The 20,340-nt window shown below is 70.9% G+C and carries 18 protein-coding genes and 2 pseudogenes; 14 read left to right on the top strand and 6 right to left on the bottom strand.

The window, feature by feature from the left end; translation table 11 throughout:
- Positions 1-6: 6 nt before the first annotated feature.
- On the bottom strand, positions 7-378 hold the full coding sequence (panD, locus tag ACFZCD_RS20065) for an aspartate 1-decarboxylase (RefSeq protein ID WP_391832610.1): 372 nt from the start codon (positions 376-378) through the stop codon (positions 7-9).
- 331 nt (positions 379-709) lie between these two features.
- On the opposite strand from panD, the gene ACFZCD_RS20060 reads away from it, so the two are divergent.
- Together ACFZCD_RS20060 and ACFZCD_RS20055 are read left to right on the top strand one after the other, a co-directional pair.
- A complete protein-coding gene (locus ACFZCD_RS20060) occupies positions 710-1,309 on the top strand; it encodes a DUF6230 family protein (RefSeq protein ID WP_391832608.1) in 600 nt (199 codons plus the stop codon).
- Entirely contained in the window at positions 1,300-2,331 is a 1,032-nt protein-coding gene (locus tag ACFZCD_RS20055; RefSeq protein ID WP_391832606.1) for a DUF6114 domain-containing protein, read from the top strand. Before ACFZCD_RS20060 ends, ACFZCD_RS20055 begins: the two co-directional genes overlap by 10 nt.
- Here the strand turns inward: ACFZCD_RS20055 and ACFZCD_RS20050 are convergent.
- Positions 2,315-2,830 (bottom strand): annotated as a pseudogene (locus tag ACFZCD_RS20050) (PadR family transcriptional regulator); the annotation flags it as partial. The gene ACFZCD_RS20055 and the pseudogene ACFZCD_RS20050 sit on opposite strands and share 17 nt — an antisense overlap.
- Before the next feature lie 56 nt (positions 2,831-2,886).
- Positions 2,887-4,908: an FAD-dependent oxidoreductase gene (locus ACFZCD_RS20045; protein WP_391832604.1), complete on the bottom strand. Its 2,022-nt coding sequence runs from the start codon at positions 4,906-4,908 to the stop codon at positions 2,887-2,889.
- Between the two features lie 220 nt (positions 4,909-5,128).
- Between ACFZCD_RS20045 and ACFZCD_RS20040 the strand changes: the two genes are divergently transcribed.
- Positions 5,129-5,785, top strand: a complete 657-nt coding sequence (locus ACFZCD_RS20040) for a hypothetical protein (protein ID WP_391832602.1) — start codon at positions 5,129-5,131, stop codon at positions 5,783-5,785.
- A gap of 157 nt (positions 5,786-5,942) precedes the next feature.
- Positions 5,943-6,452 carry a carboxymuconolactone decarboxylase family protein gene (locus ACFZCD_RS20035; RefSeq protein WP_391832600.1) on the top strand — a complete coding sequence of 170 codons (510 nt, stop codon included), beginning with the start codon at positions 5,943-5,945 and terminating at the stop codon, positions 6,450-6,452.
- A 90-nt stretch (positions 6,453-6,542) separates the two neighbouring features.
- On the opposite strand, the gene ACFZCD_RS20030 is transcribed toward ACFZCD_RS20035, so the two are convergent.
- Complete coding sequence (locus tag ACFZCD_RS20030; RefSeq protein ID WP_391832598.1) at positions 6,543-8,930, bottom strand: ATP-binding cassette domain-containing protein; 2,388 nt, start codon at positions 8,928-8,930, stop codon at positions 6,543-6,545.
- A gap of 190 nt (positions 8,931-9,120) precedes the next feature.
- Between ACFZCD_RS20030 and ACFZCD_RS20025 the strand changes: the two genes are divergently transcribed.
- The 4 genes from ACFZCD_RS20025 to ACFZCD_RS20010 all read left to right on the top strand — a co-directional run bounded on the left by ACFZCD_RS20025 (position 9,121) and on the right by ACFZCD_RS20010 (position 10,819).
- On the top strand, positions 9,121-9,702 hold the full coding sequence (locus tag ACFZCD_RS20025; protein WP_391832596.1) for a helix-turn-helix transcriptional regulator: 582 nt from the start codon (positions 9,121-9,123) through the stop codon (positions 9,700-9,702).
- 10 nt (positions 9,703-9,712) lie between these two features.
- Positions 9,713-10,129 (top strand): VOC family protein, encoded by a 417-nt coding sequence (locus tag ACFZCD_RS20020; RefSeq protein WP_391832594.1) that lies wholly within the window; start codon positions 9,713-9,715, stop codon positions 10,127-10,129.
- Positions 10,130-10,237: 108 nt separating this feature from the next.
- A complete protein-coding gene (locus ACFZCD_RS20015) occupies positions 10,238-10,393 on the top strand; it encodes a hypothetical protein (RefSeq protein WP_391832592.1) in 156 nt (51 codons plus the stop codon).
- A 168-nt stretch (positions 10,394-10,561) separates the two neighbouring features.
- Positions 10,562-10,819: a chloride channel protein gene (locus ACFZCD_RS20010; protein WP_391832590.1), complete on the top strand. Its 258-nt coding sequence runs from the start codon at positions 10,562-10,564 to the stop codon at positions 10,817-10,819.
- On the opposite strand, the gene mgtA is transcribed toward ACFZCD_RS20010, so the two are convergent.
- Complete coding sequence (mgtA, locus tag ACFZCD_RS20005) at positions 10,767-13,451, bottom strand: magnesium-translocating P-type ATPase (protein WP_391832588.1); 2,685 nt, start codon at positions 13,449-13,451, stop codon at positions 10,767-10,769. The two genes, ACFZCD_RS20010 and mgtA, sit on opposite strands and share 53 nt — an antisense overlap.
- Positions 13,452-13,805: 354 nt before the next feature.
- Positions 13,806-14,567 (bottom strand): hypothetical protein, encoded by a 762-nt coding sequence (locus ACFZCD_RS20000; RefSeq protein ID WP_391832586.1) that lies wholly within the window; start codon positions 14,565-14,567, stop codon positions 13,806-13,808.
- 186 nt (positions 14,568-14,753) lie between these two features.
- On the opposite strand from ACFZCD_RS20000, the gene ACFZCD_RS19995 reads away from it, so the two are divergent.
- From ACFZCD_RS19995 to ACFZCD_RS19970, 6 genes and pseudogenes are all read left to right on the top strand, one after another.
- A complete protein-coding gene (locus ACFZCD_RS19995) occupies positions 14,754-15,578 on the top strand; it encodes a DUF5994 family protein (protein ID WP_391832584.1) in 825 nt (274 codons plus the stop codon).
- Positions 15,579-15,744: 166 nt separating this feature from the next.
- On the top strand, positions 15,745-16,614 hold the full coding sequence (locus ACFZCD_RS19990) for a slipin family protein (protein WP_391832582.1): 870 nt from the start codon (positions 15,745-15,747) through the stop codon (positions 16,612-16,614).
- Positions 16,615-17,953: 1,339 nt separating this feature from the next.
- Complete coding sequence (locus tag ACFZCD_RS19985) at positions 17,954-18,127, top strand: hydrophobic protein (RefSeq protein ID WP_391832580.1); 174 nt, start codon at positions 17,954-17,956, stop codon at positions 18,125-18,127.
- A 94-nt stretch (positions 18,128-18,221) separates the two neighbouring features.
- Positions 18,222-18,395 (top strand): CsbD family protein, encoded by a 174-nt coding sequence (locus tag ACFZCD_RS19980; protein ID WP_391832578.1) that lies wholly within the window; start codon positions 18,222-18,224, stop codon positions 18,393-18,395.
- Positions 18,396-18,911: 516 nt separating this feature from the next.
- Complete coding sequence (locus ACFZCD_RS19975) at positions 18,912-19,067, top strand: DUF6131 family protein (RefSeq protein WP_391832576.1); 156 nt, start codon at positions 18,912-18,914, stop codon at positions 19,065-19,067.
- Between the two features lie 313 nt (positions 19,068-19,380).
- Positions 19,381-19,791 (top strand): annotated as a pseudogene (locus ACFZCD_RS19970) (Asp23/Gls24 family envelope stress response protein); the annotation flags it as partial.
- Between the last annotated feature and the right edge of the window lie 549 nt (positions 19,792-20,340).

Here is a 20,340-nt window from a genome sequence, read left to right as displayed (position 1 = left end):
GGCGGCTCAGACGGACGGGTCGTCGCCGATGCTGATCGCCTTGTTGTCGCCGTCGACGAAGACCACGCGCGGCTTGAGGGCGCGGGCCTCCTCGTCCTCGACCGACGCGTACGCGATGATGATCACGATGTCGCCGGGGGCGACCAGCCGGGCCGCGGCGCCGTTGATGCAGACCACGCCCGAGCCGCGCTCGCCCTCGATGACGTAGGTCTCCAGCCGGGACCCGTTGTTCACGTCCACGATGTGGACCTGCTCGCCCGGCAGCAGGTCGGCCTGCTCCATCAGCACGGGGTCGAGGGTCAGCGAGCCTATGTAGTTGAGGTCGGCACCGGTGACGGTCGCGCGGTGGATCTTGGACTTGAGCATGGTGCGGCGCATGGAGAACTCCTGTGTCGTCGGCTCCCTGCCTGCTCGTGCAGGTCAAGGGCTGTCTCCGCAGCCTACAACGGGTCGCGTACCGGACAGCCCCGAGGTGATCGGGTCGGGGGCGCGGGGGCGCGGGGGACGGGCGGGGGCACGCTTCCCCGCCCCGGCTTGAGGCGCCGGTCCGTCTCTCGAACGAGTGAAACCGGTGGGTAGTTCACTATTCACCGGGGGTCCGGAAATGCCTCATGTTCCGGCCCGGCCGCGCCCGCGCCCATCGGTCTCGCCTGCCCGAAGCCGGCCATGAACTTCCTCGTCACCGCCACCACTTGAGAAGGAGCCGGGCATGAACCCACCCGAAGGCAGGACCTCCTGGAAGAAGGCCGCCGTCATCGCCGTACCGGCGCTGGCGGCCGTCGCCGTGCTGGCCGTCGGCATGGCGGAGGGCGTGCTGGCGTCGTCGTTCGCCGTTTCGGGGTCGGCGTTCCAGGTGTCGTCGGGCAGGCTGACGAGCAAGGGCCTCGCCTCGTACGTGCAGGTCGACCGGTCCGCGGACGGCGAGGGCCACCCGGTCGCGCTGCTCGGCATCGGCGACGCGACGCTCTCCGACATCTGCCAGTCCGCGCAGGTCAGGACGCCGCTGGGCACCGTCGTCTTCAAGCTGACGGCCGGTGGCGACTCCGGGGAGGTCACGGCGAGCAACCTGGTCCTCGACAGCGAGGATCTGGTCGGGGACGCCGCCTTCGGGCAGGTGCAGATCGGCCGCGACGCCTCCACGCTGGACACCGTGCCCGGGATGCGGGGCGAGGCGGGGCAGTTCGGGCTGCAGGCCTCGCAGGCGTCGGTGTCCAGGGTGCGGTCGCACGCCCGGTCCGCCACCGGGGGCGACTTCAAGCTCAAGGGACTGGCCCTGGGCGTGAAGCTGAACGGCAAGGCGTGCTTCTGATCCCCCGCCTGCGGCCGTGCGAACCGGCCGCGCTGCGCCGCTGGCGGCGGACCCGGCCGTTCTGGGCCGGCGCCCTGCTCGTCCTCGCGGGCGCCGAGATCGCCGTCGTGCCGCTGGCGCCCGTGTCGGTCCTGGTCGGTCTGGGGCGGGGAGGCGTCGCCGCGCTCGGCATCGGTGCCGCGCTCGTCGTCGCGGGCCTGTTCCTGTGGTTCCTGCCGCACACCCGGCACTACGTCGGGGTGCACGCGGTGATCCTTTCGGTGCTGTCGTTCGCGGTGACGAACCTGGGCGGCTTCCTCGCGGGGATGCTGCTGGGGATCGCGGGCGGTGCGATGGGGTTCGCGTGGACACCGGTCCGGCCGGTGCCTCCGGCGCCCCCGCGGCCGCCGGACCCGCCCGGTCCCCCGCCCCAGAAGCCGCTGGCGCTCGTCCTCCCCCTCGTGCTCCTCGCGGCGACGGCCGCACCGGCGCCCGCCCCCCGCGCGCAGGATCCCGGCCCCGTCACCACACCGCGTACGCCCCCGACCGTGACCACGACCCGGTTCGCGCCCGACGGCCTCACCTTCGCCCGCGTCGCCGACGTCCCGACCGCGGGCGGCCCGCGCAGGGCGATGGTGCTGAGCATGCGGGCCGCGACCCTCAGCGACTACCGGCTGCGGACGCGGGACGGCGGCGGCGCCGAACTGACCCTGTCGGCGGACGAGCTGAGGCTCGGCGGGCGGGTGACGCTGTACCTCACCCGCCTCACCGGCTGCGTCCAGGGCGCCCTGTGCCTCACCTTCACCCCGGACCGGCTGCCCGTGCCGCCGCTCTCGCCTCCGTTCGTCTTCATGACGGACGTCACGGCCGAGCAGGCCCTGGTGACGAGCGGCACCATCGGAGCCGACGGCCTGGACCTCAGGCCCGGCCGTTCCCCTGCTCCCCCGCCGCCCGCTCCCGCCCTGCCTGCTCTCCGCTTGCCTGCTCCCCCGCCGCCTGCTCTCCCGCCGCCTGTTTCCCCACCGCCGCGAGAGCCTCGGTGAGCCACTCCGTCCAGAAGGTCTCCAGGCCGATGCCGCCGCGCAGCACCGCGTGGCGCAGCCGGTCCTCCTCGCCGTCCCGCTCCGGCGGGAAGTCGCGCTCCTCGATCGCCCGGTACTCCGCCAGCTGCCGCAGGTGCAGGTCCAGGTGGCGCCGCAGCTCCTCCTCCAGGCCGGCCGTGCCCACGACGGCCGCGGCCCGCATGCGCAGCAGGAGCGGGTCGCGGACGGGCCGGGGGTCGTCGGCCCCGGCGACCCAGGCGGTGAGTGCGTCGCGGCCCGCGGGCAGGACCTCGTACTCCTTCTTCTGCCCGCGGGCCGGGGCGGCCGCGGGCAGGGCGCGGATCATCCCGGCCTGTTCGAGCCGGCTCAGCTCCCGGTAGATCTGCTGGTGCGTGGCGGACCAGAAGTAGCCGATCGACTTGTCGAAGCGGCGGGCGAGCTCCAGGCCGGAGGAGGGCTTTTCGAGGAGCGCGGTGAGGATCGCGTGCGGGAGGGACATGCCCGCATCCTAAGGACCGGGCGGTCGCCCCGGACGGGGATGCGGCGGCCCGTGGGTCAGAGCTCCGCGGCGAGCTCCGTTCCCTGGCGCACGGCCCGCTTGGCGTCGAGTTCGGTGGCGGCGTCGGCGCCGCCGATGACGTGGACGCTCTGCCCGGCCGCGGCCAGTTCCCCGTAGAGCTCGCGGCACGGCTCCTGGCCGGTGCACAGGACGACCGTGTCGACGGGCAGCACGCTGGAGGTGCCGTCGACCGTGATGTGCAGGCCGGCGTCGTCGATGCGGTCGTACGTGACGCCCGCGGTCATCGTGACGCCGCGGTGCCTGAGCTCGGTGCGGTGGATCCATCCGGTGGTCTTGCCGAGGCCGGCGCCGACCTTGCCGGTCTTGCGCTGGAGGAGGTGCACGGTGCGGGGCGGGGCCGGGCGGCGGGCCTCGCCGAGGCCGCCGGGCGCCCGGTAGTCGGTGTCGACGCCCCAGTGGCGGAAGTACGTCTGCGGGTCGAGGCTCGCGCCGTCGCCGCTGTCGGTGAGGTAGGCGGCGACGTCGAAGCCGATGCCGCCCGCTCCGACGACGGCCACGCGCTCGCCCACCTCGGCCCCGTCGCGCAGGACGTCGAGGTAACCGAGGACGCTGGGGTGGCCGGTGCCGGGGATCTCCGGGGTGCGGGGCGTGACGCCGGTGGCGAGGACGATCTCGTCGTACGCGGCGGCCGTGAGGTCCGCGGCGGTCACGCGGGTGCCGAGGCGCACGTCGACACCGTGCAGGCCGAGCTGCGTGCGGAAGTAGCGCAGGGTCTCCTCGAACTCCTCCTTGCCCGGGATCCGCTTGGCGACGTTGAGCTGTCCGCCGATCTCCGTGGCCGCGTCGTAGAGCGTGACGGCGTGGCCGCGCTCGGCGGCGGACACCGCGAAGGCGAGTCCCGCGGGGCCCGCGCCGACGACGCCGATGCGCTTGCGGCGGCGGGTGGGCGCGAGGACGAGCTCGGTCTCGTGGCAGGCGCGCGGGTTGACCAGGCAGGACGTGATCCGGCCGCTGAAGGTGTGGTCGAGGCAGGCCTGGTTGCAGCCGATGCAGGTGTTGATCTCGTCGGCCCGGCCCTCGCGCGCCTTGGCGACGAAGCCGGGGTCGGCGAGGAAGGGGCGGGCCAGGGAGACCAGGTCGGCGTGGCCCTCGGCGAGGAGCTTCTCGGCGAGCTCGGGGGTGTTGATGCGGTTGGTGGTGACCAGGGGGACGGACACGGAGCCCATGAGCTTCTTCGTCACCCAGGCGTACGCGCCGCGCGGCACGGACGTGGCGATGGTCGGGATGCGGGCCTCGTGCCAGCCGATGCCGGTGTTGATGATCGTGGCGCCGGCGGCCTCGATCTCCTTGGCGAGGGTGATCACCTCGGCCAGGGAGGAGCCGCCGGGCACGAGGTCGAGCATCGACAGCCGGTAGATCAGGATGAAGTCGGGGCCGAGGCGCTCGCGGGTGCGGCGGACGATCTCCAGGGGGAAGCGGATCCGGTTCTCGTACGGGCCGCCCCAGCGGTCGGTGCGCCGGTTGGTCGCGGCGGCGGTGAACTCGTTGATCAGGTAGCCCTCGGAGCCCATGATCTCGACGCCGTCGTAGCCGGCGTCCCGGGCCAGCACGGCGGTCCGCACGAAGTCCTCGACGGTCGCCTCGACCTCGTCGTCGGTGAGGGCGCGCGGGACGTACGGGCTGATGGGGGCCTGCAGGGCGCTGGGGGCGACGAGATCGGCGTGGTGCGCGTACCGGCCGAAGTGGAGGATCTGCAGCGCGATCCGGCCGCCTTCGCGGTGGACGGCGGCGGTCACCGTCTTGTGCTCCTCGGCCTCGGCCGCGGTGGTCAGCTTGGCGCCGCCGGCCCAGGGGCGCCCGTGCTCGTTGGGGGCGATCCCGCCGGTGACGATCAGGCCGGCGCCGCCGCGGGCCCGGGCGGCGTAGAAGGCGGCCATCCGCTCGAAGCCGCGCTCGGCCTCCTCCAGCCCGACGTGCATCGACCCCATGATCACGCGGTTGGGGAGGGTGGTGAACCCGAGGTCGAGGGGGCGCAGCAGGTGGGGGTACGGGCTCATCGGAGGCCTTTCTCGCGGTGTCCTCCCACCAGTTCTAAAGCACCCCCAAGGGTTTTGCAACCAGTTGCATAAGGTCCTGCACCATTTCAAGATCAACTACAACTTTACCAACCCTTGGTGTAGTTGACCCAAGCTATACGCGAGCCTCAAGAGCAACACCGGAATCACCCGTTCCACCAGGTGAGTTGAGAGGCACAGGATCAAGTTGAACAGGCAATCAATGCGTAAAGTCGGCAGACTGGCGGCCCTTTCGGTGGCGGCACTGGGCATGACCGCGGCCATGGCCGCACCGGCGGCCGCCGACGACCAGCCCACCCGCAAGCAGCTCATAGCCGACTGCGCGTCGGGCGAGGGGAAGTGCAGCTTCAACGAGCCCGTGCTCGGCAAGGCGTTCCTCGGCGAGTTCCGCCAGGTCTCCAACTCGCTCTACAACTGCAGCACTTCGGCCGCCACGCAGTCGATGGGCTGGTCCGACTCGGTGGGCTCGACGGACTCCGTCGGCGTCTCCGTCACGGCCGGCGGCAAGATCGCGGGCATCGTGGACGTCAGCGTGACGGCGAACTACGGCCACACGTGGTCGAGTTCGCACGAGGAGAACAGCTCGCTGAACATGACGGTGCAGCCCGGCGAGGTCGGCTGGATCTCGCGCGCCCAGGTGATGCAGACCGTCTCGGGCACGTGGCAGACCCACTACGACAGCCCGAAGTGGGGCCACTACTACTGGTACGTCCCCGACACCATCACCGGCCCCGCCAAGAACGGCACGGACGGTCAGAGCAACGCCGTGGTCGTCAAGACCCGCAAGATGACCGCTGCTGAGAAGGCGTCCTGCTCGTCCGGCAACAAGGCGGGCCACGCCTTCGTCGCCGCCCGCTGACGCCCCTCGCCGGCCCGTCCCCCGCGCCGGCGGGGACCCCGCGGTTCCGTCCGGCGGCCCGCCGCGCCGCCGGACGGGGCCGCTCCCCCCTGTCACATTTCTCCTCCGCGATCCGTCAGTGCAGTGACAGCAACGCGAAAGCGCGAAGGAGACCACGATGGAAACCCGTTCGATCACTGCCGAGATCGCCATGGGACCGCGGCTGACCGAGGACCCCGTGTCGCTCGTCCCCGAGCTGGCGGACGTGTCGGCGGCGCTGTTCAAGGCCGCCGGCAATCACTCGGTGCCGCGCTCCACGATCAGCCTGGTCCAGCTGCGCGCCGGCCAGATCGTCGGCAGCACCTACCTGACCGTGCTGCACACGGGCTTCCTCCGCAAGGCCGGGGAGTCCGAGGAGCGCATCACTTCGGTGGCGTCGTGGCAGGACTCCCCGTACTTCAGCAGCGCCGAGCGCGCCGCGCTCGCCCTGGTGGAGGCGGTGCTCCGGCCGTCGGCCCCGCACGCCGAGAGGGTCCCCGACGAGCTGTACGCCCGGGTGGCCGAGCACTACGACCCGAAGGCGCTCGTCACCCTGACCATCGCGATAGGCCAGGTCGGCTTCTTCATCCCCGTGGCCCTCGTCGCCAAGCCGGTCCCGGGCCGGTCGTTCACCGACCCCTGGAACTGACGGGGACGGCGCCTCGGCCGGCAGCCCCGGACCGAGGGGCTGCCGGCCGAGGGGCTGCCGCCGGCCGGCGCACTGCCGCGACGGCCGCCGTCACGCGCCGACGTAGGCCGCGAGGTGTTCGCCGGTGAGGGTGGAACGGGCGGCGACGAGGGCCGCGGGGGTGCCCTCGAAGACGATCCGGCCGCCGTCGTGGCCCGCACCCGGGCCCAGGTCGATGATCCAGTCGGCGTGCGCCATGACCGCCTGGTGGTGCTCGATGACGACGACGGACTTGCCGGAGTCCACGAGCCGGTCGAGCAGGCCGAGCAACTGCTCGACGTCGGCGAGGTGCAGTCCGGCGGTCGGCTCGTCGAGGACGTAGATGCCGCCCTTCCCGGCCATGTGGGTGGCCAGCTTGAGCCGCTGCCGCTCGCCGCCGGACAGCGTGGTGAGCGGCTGGCCGAGGGTGAGGTAGCCGAGCCCCACGTCGGCGAGCCGGCCGAGGATGCGGTGCGCGGCCGGCGTGCGCGCCTCGCCGGCGCCGAAGAACTCCTCGGCCTCGGCCACCGGCATCGCGAGCACTTCGCTGATGTCACGGCCGCCGAGGTGGTGGTCCAGCACCGAGGCCTGGAACCGCTTCCCCTCGCACTCCTCGCAGGGGGTGGCGACGCCGGCCATCATCGCCAGGTCGGTGTAGACGACGCCGGCGCCGTTGCAGGTGGGGCAGGCGCCCTCGGAGTTGGCGCTGAACAGCCCGGGCTTCACCCCGTTGGCCTTCGCGAAGGCCTTGCGGATCGGGTCGAGCAGCCCGGTGTACGTCGCCGGGTTGCTCCGCCGCGAGCCGCGGATCGGGCTCTGGTCGACCGGCACCACGCCCGCGTCGGCCGGGATCGACCCGTGCAGGAGCGAGCTCTTGCCGGATCCGGCCACCCCCGTGACGACGGTGAGCACCCCCAGCGGGACGTCGACGTCGACGCCCTGCAGGTTGTTCGTCGTCGCGCCGCGGATGGGAAGCCGGCCGGTGGGCTTGCGCACCGTCTCCTTGAGTGCGGCCCGGTCGCCGAGGTGCCGGCCGGTGACGGTGCCGGCGGCCCTCAGCTCTTCGACGGTGCCCTCGAAGCAGACGGTGCCGCCCGCCGTGCCGGCGCCCGGCCCGAGGTCCACGATGTGGTCGGCGATCGCGATCGTCTCCGGCTTGTGCTCCACGACGAGCACCGTGTTGCCCTTGTCCCGCAGCCGCAGCAGCAGGTCGTTCATCCGCCGGACGTCGTGGGGGTGCAGGCCGATGGTGGGCTCGTCGAAGACGTAGGTGACGTCGGTGAGCGAGGAGCCGAGGTGGCGGATCATCTTCACGCGCTGCGCCTCCCCGCCCGACAGCGTGCCCGACGGCCGGTCGAGTGCCAGGTAGCCGAGGCCGATCTCCACGAACGAGTCGAGGGTCTGCTGCAGCGCGGCGAGCAGCGGCGCCACCGAGGGCTCGTCGAGGCCGCGGACCCATGCGGCCAGGTCGCTGATCTGCATCGCGCAGACGTCGGCGATGCTCTTCCGCTTGATCTTCGACGAGCGGGCCCCCTCGGCGAGCCGGGTGCCGTCGCACTCGGGACAGGTGGCGAAGGTGACCGCCCGGTCCACGAACTCCCGGACGTGCGGCTGCATCGCCTCCTTGTCCTTGGCCAGCACCGACTTCCGGAGCCGCGGGATCAGCCCCTCGTAGGTCATGTTGATGCCCGCGATCTTCATCCTGACCGGCTCGCGGTGCAGGAGGTCGTGGAGCTCCTTCTTGGTGAACCTGCGGATCGGCTTGTCCGGGTCGAAGAACCCCGACTCGGCGTAGAGCCGGGAGTTCCAGCCGCCCCCGGTGTAGCCGGGAATCGTGAACGCGCCCTCGTTGATCGACTTGCTGTCGTCGTACAGCTGGGACAGGTCGATGTCGGACACCGCGCCCCGGCCCTCGCAGCGCGGGCACATGCCGCCGGTGCGCTTGAAGGTCACCTTCTCGGCCTTCTTGGCGCCCCGCTCGACGGTGATCGCGCCGGCCGCGTGCACCGAGGGGACGTTGAAGGCGTACGCGCCGGGCGGGCCGATGCGGGGCTTGCCGAGCCGGCTGAAGAGGATGCGCAGCATCGCGTTGGCGTCGGTGACGGTGCCGACCGTGGAGCGCGGGTCGGCGCCCATCCGCTGCTGGTCGACGATGATCGCGGTCGTGAGGCCGTCGAGGAGGTCGACCTCGGGCCGTGCCAGGGTGGGCATGAAGCCCTGCACGAAGGCGCTGTAGGTCTCGTTGATCAGCCGCTGCGACTCGGCGGCGATGGTGTCGAACACCAGCGAGCTCTTGCCCGAGCCGGAGACGCCGGTGAACACCGTCAGCCGGCGCTTGGGGATCTCGACGCTGACGTCCTTGAGGTTGTTCTCGCGCGCGCCGTGCACGCGGATCAGGTCATGGCTGTCGGCGGCGTGCGGGGCGGGCGGCTGCGGGGCCGTGCTCGTGCCCTTGCTCATCGTCTCTCCGTCCGTGCTGTCCTGCCTGTCCCCGCCGGTGCGGCGTGGGGCGTGCGGCGTGGGGCCTGGGGCGTGCGGCGGGGCCGTCGCTCCGGTCTTCGCCGGCGGCGTCGCCCGGGCTGCGGGCCGAGAATATCCCCCGCTCCGCCACCCTCATGATCGTCCGGCTTCGGCTCGCCGGTGCCGTGCGATGCTGGTTCACGTGACACTCGAGGACCTCGTACGACTGCGCCGCGCCCGGGACGCGATGGACCGCGACTACGCGCAGCCGCTGGACGTTCCGGCGCTGGCCGCCGTCGCCCTCATGTCGCCCGGGCACTTCTCCCGCAGCTTCCGCGCCGCTTTCGGCGAGACGCCCTACGGCTATCTGATGACTCGCCGCGTCGAGCGCGCCAAGGCGCTGCTGCGGCGGGGCGACCTGAGCGTGACGGAGGTCTGCTTCGCCGTCGGGTGCACCTCGCTGGGGTCGTTCAGCTCGCGCTTCACCGAGCTGGTGGGCGAGAGCCCGAGCGCCTACCGGGCCCGCCGCCACGAGGCGGGGGCCGCGATCCCGGCGTGCGTGGCCAAGATCCTCACGCGACCGCTCAGGAACGGCGGACCGGCCGGGGCCGGCCGGCGGGGCACGGGCGGGACGGAGGCGGGGCCGGAGGCCGGGCCGGAGGCCGGGGACGGGCCGGAGGCCAGGGCTGCCCGACCGGTCAGGACCGGAGAAGCGGTCAGCATCGGAGAACCGGTCAGGATCGGAGAAGCGGAAACCGCCGTCGCCTCGTAGCGTCGGAGGCATGAACATCAAGCTCTCACAGTGCTTCATCGCCGTCGACGACCATGACAAGGCGCTCGCCTTCTACCGCGACGTCCTCGGCCTGGAGGTCCGCAACGACGTCGGATTCGAGGGGATGCGCTGGGTGACCGTCGGGTCGCCCGCGCAGCCGGACGTGGAGATCGTCCTCGAACCGCCGGCCGCCAACCCCAACGCCTCTCCGGCCGACAAGCAGGCGATGGCGGAACTGCTGGCCAAGGGCATGCTGCGCGGCGTGATCTTCTCCACCGACGACTGCGACGCCACCTTCGAGCGCATCCGCGCGGCCGGCGGCGAAGTCCTCCAGGAGCCGATCGACCAGCCCTACGGCGTCCGCGACTGCGCCTTCCGCGACCCGGCCGGCAACATGCTCCGCTTCACCCAGCCCCGTACCCGCTGACCGGCCTCGTTACGGCAGGACGACCGCCCGCGGGGCCGGAGAGCCTCGCGGGCCGGGTCGACGGCCCTGTTCCCGGCCCCGGCCTTACCGGTCGGGGCGGCGGAGGCCGTGGCCGCCCTCGCCCTCCTGCGGCTGATCGGCCTGATCACCAACCCCGTCTTCCGGCAGTGCATCAGCACGTCGCTCATCGCCCCGGGCGAGGCGCGGCCCGCCTGGCGGCTGGTCCTCGGCGCCCCGGCCCTGGGGGTCTGGTCATCGGGGTGATGACCAGGTGCGGCTCGGAGAAGATCCTCGGGCACGGTATGCCCGAGGCCATCGAGGCGATCTGACCCGCGGCAGCGTCATTGCCCCGCGGCTGGCCCTGCTCAAGCCCGTCTCCGCCGCGATCAGCATCGGCACCGGCGGCCGTTCGGTGCCGAAGGGCCGATCACCATGACCGGCGGCGCGATCGGCTCCCTGATGACCCAGGTGCGGCACCTGACGGCGGCCGAGCGCAAGACGCTGCTCATGGCCGGCGCCGCCGCCGGCATGGCGGCCACCTTCAACTCGCCCGTGGCAGCCGTTCTGCCGGCGGTCGAGCTTTCGCCAGGCTCCGCCGTCAGGTCGTCGGCACTCCCCGCGTATCCGGCGCGCCGGATCAGCTGCCTCCGGCAAGGCGGGACCGGTGGCTCAAGCGGCCTGCGGTGCTGAAGCGGGCGGTGCGGCGCCGCAGATACCGGCGGTCGGCGGACGGCCGAGGAGCTGCGGGCGGAGGGGTGGGCAGGGTCCGGTAGAAGAGCCTCTTGCCGTATTCGATGAGGGCGAGGTAGCAGACCACCATGGCGGCCAGAGCGGCGAAGAAAGCCGGGGGAAGCGGGCGGAATCCAAGCGTGTGCGCCAGTGGGGTGGCTGGTAGGACGGCACCGATGACGGTGACGCCGAGGGCCGCCAGGGTCAGCGGAAGGCCAGGGCGGCTGCGCCAGAACGGAATGCGGCGCGTGCGGATCGCGAAGATCACCAAGGTCTGGGTGGCGAGGGATTCCACGAACCAGCCGGTCCGGAATTGGGCGGGCCCGGAGTGGAAGACCCACAACATGACCCCGAAGGCCGCGAAGTCGAACACCGAGCTGATCGGCCCGAAGCAGACCATGAAGCGGCGGATGAAGCCGATGTCCCAGTGTGAGGGGCGGCGCAGTTGTGCCTCGTCCACGTGGTCGGTGGGGATGGCCAGTTGGCTGGTGTCGTAGAGCAGGTTGTTGAGGAGGATCTGGGAGGGCAGCATCGGCAGGAAGCCGAGGAACAGCGAGGCGCCGGCCGCGCTGAACATGTTGCCGAAGTTGCTGGACGTCCCCATGAGCACGTACTTGATGGTGTTGGCGAAGATCCGCCGTCCCTCCACGACGCCGTCCGCGAGGACGTTGAGGTCTTTGCGCAGCAGGATGACGTCGGCGGCGTCCTTGGCGACGTCGGTGGCAGAGTCGACGGAGATGCCCACATCGGCGGCGTGCAGGGCCAGGGCGTCGTTGACCCCGTCGCCGAGGAAGGCGACATCACGTCCCGTCGTCCGCTGGATCCGGACGACGCGGGCCTTGTCCTCCGGGCTCACCCGGGCGAATACCGTGGTGTGTGCGATCGCGGTGGCGAGCCGGGTATCGTCCAGGGCCGCGAGGTCGGCTCCTGTCAACGCAGTTGCCGAGGTCAGGCCGAGGTCGTGACAGACCTTCGCGGCGACCACGGGGTTGTCACCAGTGACGATCTTCACGGCGATACCGAGTCCGGCCAGCCTGCTCACGGCCTCGGCCGCGTCGGGTTTGGGCGGGTCGAGGAAGACCAGCAGGCCGGCCAGCCGCAGGTGGTGCTCGTCGGCGGCAGCGGGGTGGTCGAGCCCGGGGGTCTCGCGGGTAGCGACGGCGACCACCCGGTTGCCTGCCGCGAATTCGGCGTCCAGTGCCTTCCGAGCTGCTTCGGGTACGTATGTGCAGCGTTCCAGAACGCTCTCCGGAGCGCCCTTGGTGATCAGGACTGTCGTGCCCGCGGAGTCGCGGACCACGGTGGAGACCATGCGCCGCTCGTGGTCGAACGGCACCACTGCGACCTGCGTGTACCCGGCCAGAGCCTGGCGCTGACGCTGCGCAGCCGGGGCTTTCCACAGGGCTGCGTCCAGCGGGTTGCCCCCCACCGCCGGACCGTCGTCGTCGCCGGTCTCCGTGCACAGCAGGCCCCAGCGCAGTACCGCCGGCGCGTCCTCGCCGTCGGCGGGCAGGCTCCGCATGAACTCGATGCGGCCCTGGGTCAGGGTTCCGGTCTTGTCGGTGAACAGCACGTCGACGTCGCCCAGGTCCTCAATGCACACCAGTCGTTTGACCAGTACACCGAGCCGGCTCATCCGCCGGGAACCGGCGGCCAGACTGGTGGACACCACCGCGGGCAGCAACTGCGGGGTGATCCCCACCGCGATCGCCAGGGAGAACAGCAAGGCGTCCATGAGCGGTTTGTGCAGCACTACGTTGATCACGAAGATCGACGTGGTCAACGCTCCCGCGACATACACCAGCAGCATGGAGAAGCGGCGCAACCCCACCTGGAACCCGGTCTCCAGCTGATGCGTGCCCAGCCCGGCCGCGATCTTCCCGAACTCGGTGACCGCGCCGGTGGCCACCACCACTCCCCGGGCACTGCCGGCGTGTACGACGGTACCCATCAGTGCGCAGCCGGACAGCTCGGCCAACGCCGCACCGGCCGAAGCAGCCTCCGTGTCCTTGGCCACCGGCATGGACTCGCCGGTCAGCACCGACTCTGCGCACTCCAGACCGGTGACCTCGAGCAGCCGTACATCGGCCGGAACGATGTCACCGAGCCGCAGTTCCACGATGTCACCCGGGACCAGGGCCGTGATCTCCACCTCGGCCGGGTGACCGCCGCGCACCACCACGGCCTGGTGGCGGACCTGGCCGTGCAGTGCCTCGGCCGCCTTCTCGGCCCGGTACTCATTGACGAAGCCGAGCCCGACGGACAGTGCCACGATCACACCGATGATCACCGCATCGCTGCGCTCGCCGACCAGGTAGGAAGCCGCCGCAGCAACCAGCAAGAGGCACAGCAGCGGTGACCGCAGCTGGTGCCACAACACCGGCAGCAGACGGGCCCGGTGCGAGGAGACCGCGTTCGGCCCCCACCGGGCCAACCGCTCAGCCGCTTCCCGCGCCGACAGGCCCTTGCGCGTCACCCCGAGCCCGTGCAGTACCTCCTCGCCCGGGAGACAGGCCGCCGCCGCGACGTCCGCCAGGGCCGGGGGCCGCGCCGGCACGGTGAGGTTCACTGCGCCCGGCCGCTGTACGGCCACATGCTCACCAGGCCCATCGACCGGAAACCGCCGGGCAGTTCGAGGACAGGTGGTGTTCCGGGTCCGCGGCACATGAAGGTGATGAGGGTGACTCCGGCATCTGCGCCCACCACGCACCTCCAGGGAGCGGAACGGGCTCCACGCTGCCGGGGGCCGGGGCATCGGCCCACAGCGTAGTCCTGCCCTCGTCACGCAACCAGCACCCGGACCGGCCGACCGGATCTGCCGGTCAGGCCTCGCGCCCGCGCCAGGCCTGACCGGCCCTGTCGTCCACACCCCGGGAAACGCCACGGCCGCTCCCTGTGAAGGAGCGGCCGTGGCCGGCTTGCCGGGTCTTCGGTGCGCAGCGGCTTGTCAGCCGATGCAGCCGGGGACGGGCGAGGGGCTGCCGGTGCAGTTGGTCGCGATGTTGGCGGTCACGGTGGAGGTGTTGAGTGTTGCCGAGCCGGCGGTGTAGTAGATGCCGCCGGGGTTCACCGTGGCGGTGTTGGCGTTGACCACGCTGCTGGTCAGGGTGAGCGTCCCGTTGACGCTGGCGATGCCGGCACCCTGGTGAGCGGTGTTGCTCTTGACGGTGCTGCTGGTGAGCGTCGCCGCGGACGCCGTGCCGGTGCTGGAGAGAGCACCGCCCAGACCGTCGGCGGTGTTGCCCGAGAGCTGGCTGCCGGTGAGGGTGACCGCACCGGAGCTGAGGATGCCCCCGCCGTTGTTGTGGCCGGTCGCGGCCGCGTGACCGCCGCTGAGCGTGACTGCCTTGAGTGTGAGGCCGCCGGTGGGACCGACCTGGGCGATGCGGAACGCGGGCGCCGTTCCCGCACGGGTGATGGTGTTGGCATTGCCCTCGAGCGTGACGGGGGTGGTGATGACCGGCAAGCCGGCAGGACCGTTCACTCCGTCGTCGCCGTGGCCGGCGGTGAGGACGTACGTACAGCCGGGTGTCAGGGTGACGGTCCCGCCGCCGGCTGCGTTCGCCGCGGTCACCGCAGTGACCAGGGCTGTCTCGTCGCACGCGACGGACGCAGGCCGGGCCTGCGCGGTCCCGGGCAGAAGCACGGCGGCGCCGGCGGCCAGAACCGTGACGCCGGAAAGGGCGAGAATTGTGCGAGTGTTTCGCATCAGGACTTTCATGGCACTGAGACCGGTGGTGGCTGGGCAGAAAACCCAAACGTCCCGCAGGAGCGGTCACCGGCGGCCAATGAACAACCGACTCCGACGCTACACTACCCAACCGAAAATAGTGAGCGCGGTAGCATTTCCAGGCCTTTCCGTTATAACGAAATTTCCGCTGATGCACGGAAATGCATGGCTGATTCTCCACGAAGATCCGTTCGGGCCTCCGCCGTGAAAACACAGGAAACCTGCCCTTCTGCCCACCGTGGGACCCGTCGCTCTGCCGCGAGAATTTCGCGAATCCCAGCTCTTGGAGCTGCCCCGCCGGAGTATGCTGAGGCCGCTGGGAACATTCCGTGCACCGATTCCGTGTCGTGCCGTTCCCGGCGAGCGGCTATGCCGGGCGCGCATCAACGCGTCCGGGGTCAGGTCCGTCTCATGACGACGCCCATCAAACCTGCGTTGATCCTCAAAGAGGGCGTTTCCCCGCCACCGGTGCGCCCACTGGCGCGTCTGGCGCTGAAGCCGGCGGTTGCGGACCGGGGTCTCCTGGACGGGGCCTGGTGGCCTCGCTCCCGCGATCTCGCACGGGAACTTCCCGCCCTGACCGATGTGCTGGACCACCGCTGGGCGCGCATCACCCGGATCACGGTGAACCCGGCCTACTGGCCGGTGATCCCGCGAAAGATACCCGTCACCGGGCATGTGGTGCACGTGGGCTGGTTCGAGGCGGAGCAGGACCCGCACAAGCTCCTGCTGCTCTCCTACACCGACGGCCGCTGGGACCTGCTGGTCATACCGCCGGAGAGCAGCGAGCCCACGGCCGCCCGGCTGATGGCCGCCGCAGCCGACCCGCACAACCACTGCACCGCCAGCACCTTGATCGCGAGCGAGAAGCCTCCCGGCGCCCAGGAGACCGGGCATGGCGGGGAACAGGCACGGGGGATGGGTGGCGGTACCGCGCCGTTCGCCCTCGGGAGCCCGGTCACGCTCCCCCGCCCGGCCCGCCCGCGGTGAATGCCGGCGGAAAACACCGGGCCCAGGGCAAAGAGCACCAACAGGTACGGACCAGGCCGCACGCAGAGCGAACGGGCCCCGGCACACGGGGCGTCACCCGCGTCGCTGACGTACTGCCCGGGGCCCGCATGCAGGAGCGGCGGGACCCGATTCCGGGGAGTGGGACATGGCAGCTTTGATCTTCGTCGTGGTGGTGGTCGTTGTCCTGGCCCTGATCGGGCTGACGATGGCCACCAGGGTCGTCAAGCAGTTCGAGAAGGGGGTGCTGTTCCGGTTCGGTCGGCTCGCCGGGGAGCGCGCCCCTGGTCTGCGGTTCATCATTCCGTTCGCCGATGTCCTGCACCGGGTGTCACTGCGGATCGTCACCATGCCCATCCAGTCCCAGGGCATCATCACGCAGGACAACGTGAGCGTCGACGTGTCCGCGGTCGCCTACTTCCGCGTCGTCGACGCCGTGAAGTCGGTCATCGCGATCGAGAACGTCTACGCAGCGATCGACCAGATCGCGCAGACCACCCTGCGGAAAGTCGTCGGCCGGCACACTCTCGACGAGACGCTGTCGGAGACGGACCGCATCAACCTCGACATTCGCGCAATCCTCGACGTCACCACCGCGGAGTGGGGCGTGGAGGTCACCTTGGTCGAGCTGAAGGACATCCAGCTTCCCGAGAGCATGAAGCGGGCGATGGCCCGCCAGGCGGAGGCCGAGCGGGAGAAGCGCGCGAAGATCATCGGGGCCGAGGGCGAGTCGCTCGCCGCCGCCGCACTGGGGGACGCCTCCGACACCATGATGGCCCACCCCCTGGCTCTGCAACTCCGCAACCTGCAGAGCCTCGTGGAGATCGGCGTCGACAAGAACACCACCGTCGTCTTCCCCGCACCCCTGATGAGCACCATCGGCGAACTCGGCTCCTTCCTCGCCCGCGAAGCAGCCGCCGCAGCCCCGCCGGTGCCGGACACATCAGTCCCCTCGGCGACCAAGCCACCAGCTCAGGACTTACCGGTCAATGGGGGCACTCACGCCCCCGGGAAGTAGGCGCTGAGTCACTTTCCGACGATCCTGCGGCCGGGGCGGTCAGGATGCGCCCCGGCACGCGGGCTGATTGCTGCCTGAGCTGCTGGTTCTTCCCGGCGAGCAGGAGATTTCCCTCGGCCGGCCGCCCAGCACACTCCTGAGCCCTCGCAAGCCGTCCCCGTCAGGCCCGCCCGAAGTGTCTTCTCCTGCTGCCTCCGGGCCGTTACGGGTGCGCAGGGCCTTCCCTGCGTGATGGCCCTGCCCGGCCGGAGAGCGGCTGCGGAGCCGGTAGCAGAGCCGACGCCGCGGTGGTAGTCGGTGTCGCCGAGGTGCTTGCCCTTGCCGAACTCAGGGGATTTCTTGGTCTCTTCCCGGGTTCGCGAGATGTGCAGCGCGTGCCGGGCGGCGCCGGCCCTGGAGATGGCACCGGCCGGGCAGCCCCGGACGTCTTGATCGGGACGGTGGCTGTTCCGGGAACGTTCCGGGGCCCTGCCGCTTCGGCGTCGCGCTGCGGTTCCTTCCACTGACCGGGGGACTCGTGCCGCCGGCTCATGGCCGACACCTGGGATCAGCACCAGGGCCGGCGGCACGATAAGGCGCGGGTGGCGACCCTCGCAGAAAGGCGGTTGCCCGAGGGCGGTGCGGGAGATTCCGGCACCTACGCGCATCGCACGCCTCCTCGGAGCGGAAGGGATCTCACGCTGCCGGGGACCAGGGCCTCGCCGCACAGCGTAGCTCCGCCCATGCACCGCGGACAGGAACCGAACAGGCCGATCCCACAAGCCTGTTCGGATGAGTCAGGGAGGACTAGCCTGCAGCGGTGTGGCCCCGGCCCCCGGCGGCATCGAGCACGCCCCCCGTGCGCCCCCGGGGCGCACTCTGCGCATCGGGGGCGCAGGACTTCCCCGCCACGACCGGGGGCCGCTCCCGCGTCCACCGGCGCCACGCGATCCTGGCCCGGTCCCGGTGCGCCCCTCGCGGGCAGCGTTCTGCTGCCCGTCCATGTCGCACGCAGATGGCAGGCGGTACTCATGTACGCGCTGATCCTCTCCGCTCTCACCCCCGTCGCCCTGCTCGCCGGTGTCATGGGCCTGTCCTGGTGGGAGGATCACGTCCTGCCGCCGGCCGACCCGGTGGAAGCCTCCACCGCTCCCTCGCGAACCCCGTCAGTACCGGCTCCGGGGCCGGAACGAGCCAGTACTGCCAGTTCGTTGACAGGGAGCACTCCCGGGCGTTGACTGGCCATCACGGCGAAGGACTACGGCGCTCCGGCATCCTCCGGGCGCCACCCTCCCGTCCAGCTTCGCCCGGACCCCGCGGAACTCAGGGAATCCTCCCTGGCTCATCCGGAGGCCCGACCATGATCGTCTTGATTGCTCTTCTCCTGCTGGCCCTGGTGCTGTTGGGGTTCGGCTTCGTCGCGCATCTGCTGTGGATCGCTGCGGCCGTGGTGCTGATCGTCTGGATCCTGGGTTTTGCACGCCACCGTCACGGCCGCAGCGGCGGACGTCGGTACGCCGGGAACCGCCGGTAATCCGTGTATCCGTGTCAGGCCCCGTCTCGTCCGGCAGGAATGGCGGCCTGTGCGAAATCCGCATCCGAGGGACGAAAACGAAATCAGGGACGTTATGAGCCTCGCAAAGAAGATCAGGGACAAGGGGCAAGTGTTCAACGGCAGGATCAAACAGAGCTTCGGGCGGATTACCGGGAACAGGCGGCTGACGGCCGAAGGGAAGACGGACCGGGTCGCGGGCAACCTGAAGCAGTCCGGCGAGAAGGCCAAGGACGCCTTCAAGCACTGACCCCCGGACCGCCCCGGGCCGTACCCGCGTCGCGTGGGCACCACCCGGCAGCACCGATGCGGGGCACGAGCGAGCAGAGGCTGAGGTGAATGAAGCAGAGCAGACCGGTCCGCGCACCGGAAACCGGAAAGGGCAGCCATGTGCCTAGCCGCAGTCATCGCCCCAACCGCCGGGGCCGCCGTGTTCTTCACCGGACTCGGCCGGGCCGGAGGAAGGCACTGGAACAGGGCTTCGACCCCGAGTGCGACATGCCGTCGCCTTCAGCGAAGCCACAACCCACCTCCCGGTCACCCCCTCGTGGGGAGGGCGTGCCCTCCGCACGCCCTGCAAGGAAGCAGAGCACCGACGTGGAGGGGGAGAAACCACAGCTCGCACTCCGGCAGCACTCTCCGGCTGGTGGAGCGGCGGGTGTGGCAAGTCCTCCCCTGACCTCATCGGCAGTTGTCGTTGGGGGGCGGTGGGGTCAGGGGGGAGGACGATGGAGGGGGTAGGGGCTGTGCATGATCAGAGCAAACCATGATTGTCATCGGAGCTGTTCTGCTGATGGTGGCGTTCCTGGCCAAGATCGCCTTTTTGTGGACTGCCGGAATCGTCTTGGTTGTCGTCGGGGCGGCCCTGTTCCTCCTGGGCAGCCTGGGCCACGCAGTTGGCGGACGGCGGCACTACTGGTAGGAGCAGCCCCTCGCTGAGTGAGACCCGTCGGCGTCGGTCTGTGAGCCGCTCCCCCCGGGGTGAGCGGCAGGGGGTGACAACCTGCGGCAAGTAGCAGAAACCGTTACCTGGTGCGCCCGGTTTCGGATCTGCGAGCAAGGGGGCGCAGCGCACGGGGAGGTTGATGCGACGCCGGAGTTCCTCAGGATGCCGGCACCGTTGACCGGGAAGGACCGGGGGGAGGTGGCGGCCGGGCATCCGACCCCGGTGAACACCAGGAAGCGGAGATGGTGGAAACGCAGCCCGGAGCGCCGGGCATGTGAAGAGGAGGCTGATGGTGGTTGAGCAGACCGGCGAGGGCGTGCACGAACCCGTCACAGGCGAGTCCGGCGGGCTGAGGGAAACGGCATCGCGAGCCAAACCGGCCGGGCCGCAGGCAGCCGCGGCCCGAGGCAAGACGTCGATAGCGGACGAGGTGGTGGCGAAGATCGCGGGCATGGCCGCGCGGGAGGCGCCCGGAATTCACGCCTTGGGCGGGGGATTTGCCCGCACCATGGGGGCAGTCCGCGACAAGGTCCCCGGCGGGCGTGCGGACGTCACTCGCGGGGTCAAGGTCGAGGTGGGTGAGCGCCAAGCCGCCGTCGACCTGGCCGTGGTCGTCGAATACGGCGTTGCTATCACCGAGGTTACCCAGGACGTGCGGGAGAGCGCTATTGCGGCAGTGGAGCGGATGGCCGGCCTCGAATTCCGGCCGGGAGCCGGCATCTTATGGCGGGGTCGGGCGCGTGGAGGCGACGCGGACAGCCACGGACCAGTGCCGCCCCAAGGCCGGCCTGTCCACTGCAGGTCCTTTGAGCGCGCTCGTACGAGTGATGACGGCCGCCTGGCCGTTCCTTGGAGGACGGCCCGATCGTCTTCAGATCACATAGACCACTCATCGATGGGAGTTTCACATGGACGCGCTCGCTGGGCTTCTGGCCACCCTTGCCCCCCTCCTCGGCGACCTCCTCGGCGGGCTGCCCCTCGGCTGACCCCAGTCAGACGACAACCCCCAGGGCCTGTCCGGCGATCCGACCCACCGGACAGGCCCTGGTTTTGCGGGGGAGGTCACACGTTTTGCCCGAGACCGGCCGGCGCAGTCCTCAGCCGCTACCTCTCCGAGGGCTACCGTCGGGACGGCGGGTTTTAAAGCCACGACCCCTTGCCCCCCTCCTCGGCGACCTCCTCGGCGGGCTGCCCCTCGGCTGACCCCAGTCAGACGACAACCCCCAGGGCCTGTCCGGCGATCCGACCC

Origin of the sequence: Streptomyces sp. NPDC008001 (assembly GCF_042958085.1) — a bacterium.
Lineage (GTDB): Bacteria > Actinomycetota > Actinomycetes > Streptomycetales > Streptomycetaceae > Streptomyces.
The sequence above is the reverse complement of the archived record's forward strand: the minus strand, read 5'-3'. Positions and strand labels throughout refer to the sequence as shown.

Coding starts and splice junctions, on each gene's coding strand:
- ACFZCD_RS19995 (WP_391832584.1), top strand. CDS start 14,754: ATGGCTGATTCTCCACGAAGATCCGTTCGGGCCTCCGCCGTGAAAACA.
- ACFZCD_RS20000 (WP_391832586.1), bottom strand. CDS start 14,567: ATGCGAAACACTCGCACAATTCTCGCCCTTTCCGGCGTCACGGTTCTG.
- panD (WP_391832610.1), bottom strand. CDS start 378: ATGCGCCGCACCATGCTCAAGTCCAAGATCCACCGCGCGACCGTCACC.
- ACFZCD_RS19990 (WP_391832582.1), top strand. CDS start 15,745: ATGGCAGCTTTGATCTTCGTCGTGGTGGTGGTCGTTGTCCTGGCCCTG.
- ACFZCD_RS20035 (WP_391832600.1), top strand. CDS start 5,943: ATGGAAACCCGTTCGATCACTGCCGAGATCGCCATGGGACCGCGGCTG.
- ACFZCD_RS20040 (WP_391832602.1), top strand. CDS start 5,129: ATGCGTAAAGTCGGCAGACTGGCGGCCCTTTCGGTGGCGGCACTGGGC.
- ACFZCD_RS20020 (WP_391832594.1), top strand. CDS start 9,713: ATGAACATCAAGCTCTCACAGTGCTTCATCGCCGTCGACGACCATGAC.
- ACFZCD_RS19985 (WP_391832580.1), top strand. CDS start 17,954: ATGATCGTCTTGATTGCTCTTCTCCTGCTGGCCCTGGTGCTGTTGGGG.
- ACFZCD_RS20010 (WP_391832590.1), top strand. CDS start 10,562: ATGACCGGCGGCGCGATCGGCTCCCTGATGACCCAGGTGCGGCACCTG.
- ACFZCD_RS20030 (WP_391832598.1), bottom strand. CDS start 8,930: ATGAGCAAGGGCACGAGCACGGCCCCGCAGCCGCCCGCCCCGCACGCC.
- ACFZCD_RS20060 (WP_391832608.1), top strand. CDS start 710: ATGAACCCACCCGAAGGCAGGACCTCCTGGAAGAAGGCCGCCGTCATC.
- ACFZCD_RS19980 (WP_391832578.1), top strand. CDS start 18,222: ATGAGCCTCGCAAAGAAGATCAGGGACAAGGGGCAAGTGTTCAACGGC.
- ACFZCD_RS20045 (WP_391832604.1), bottom strand. CDS start 4,908: ATGAGCCCGTACCCCCACCTGCTGCGCCCCCTCGACCTCGGGTTCACC.
- ACFZCD_RS20025 (WP_391832596.1), top strand. CDS start 9,121: ATGCTGGTTCACGTGACACTCGAGGACCTCGTACGACTGCGCCGCGCC.
- ACFZCD_RS19975 (WP_391832576.1), top strand. CDS start 18,912: ATGATTGTCATCGGAGCTGTTCTGCTGATGGTGGCGTTCCTGGCCAAG.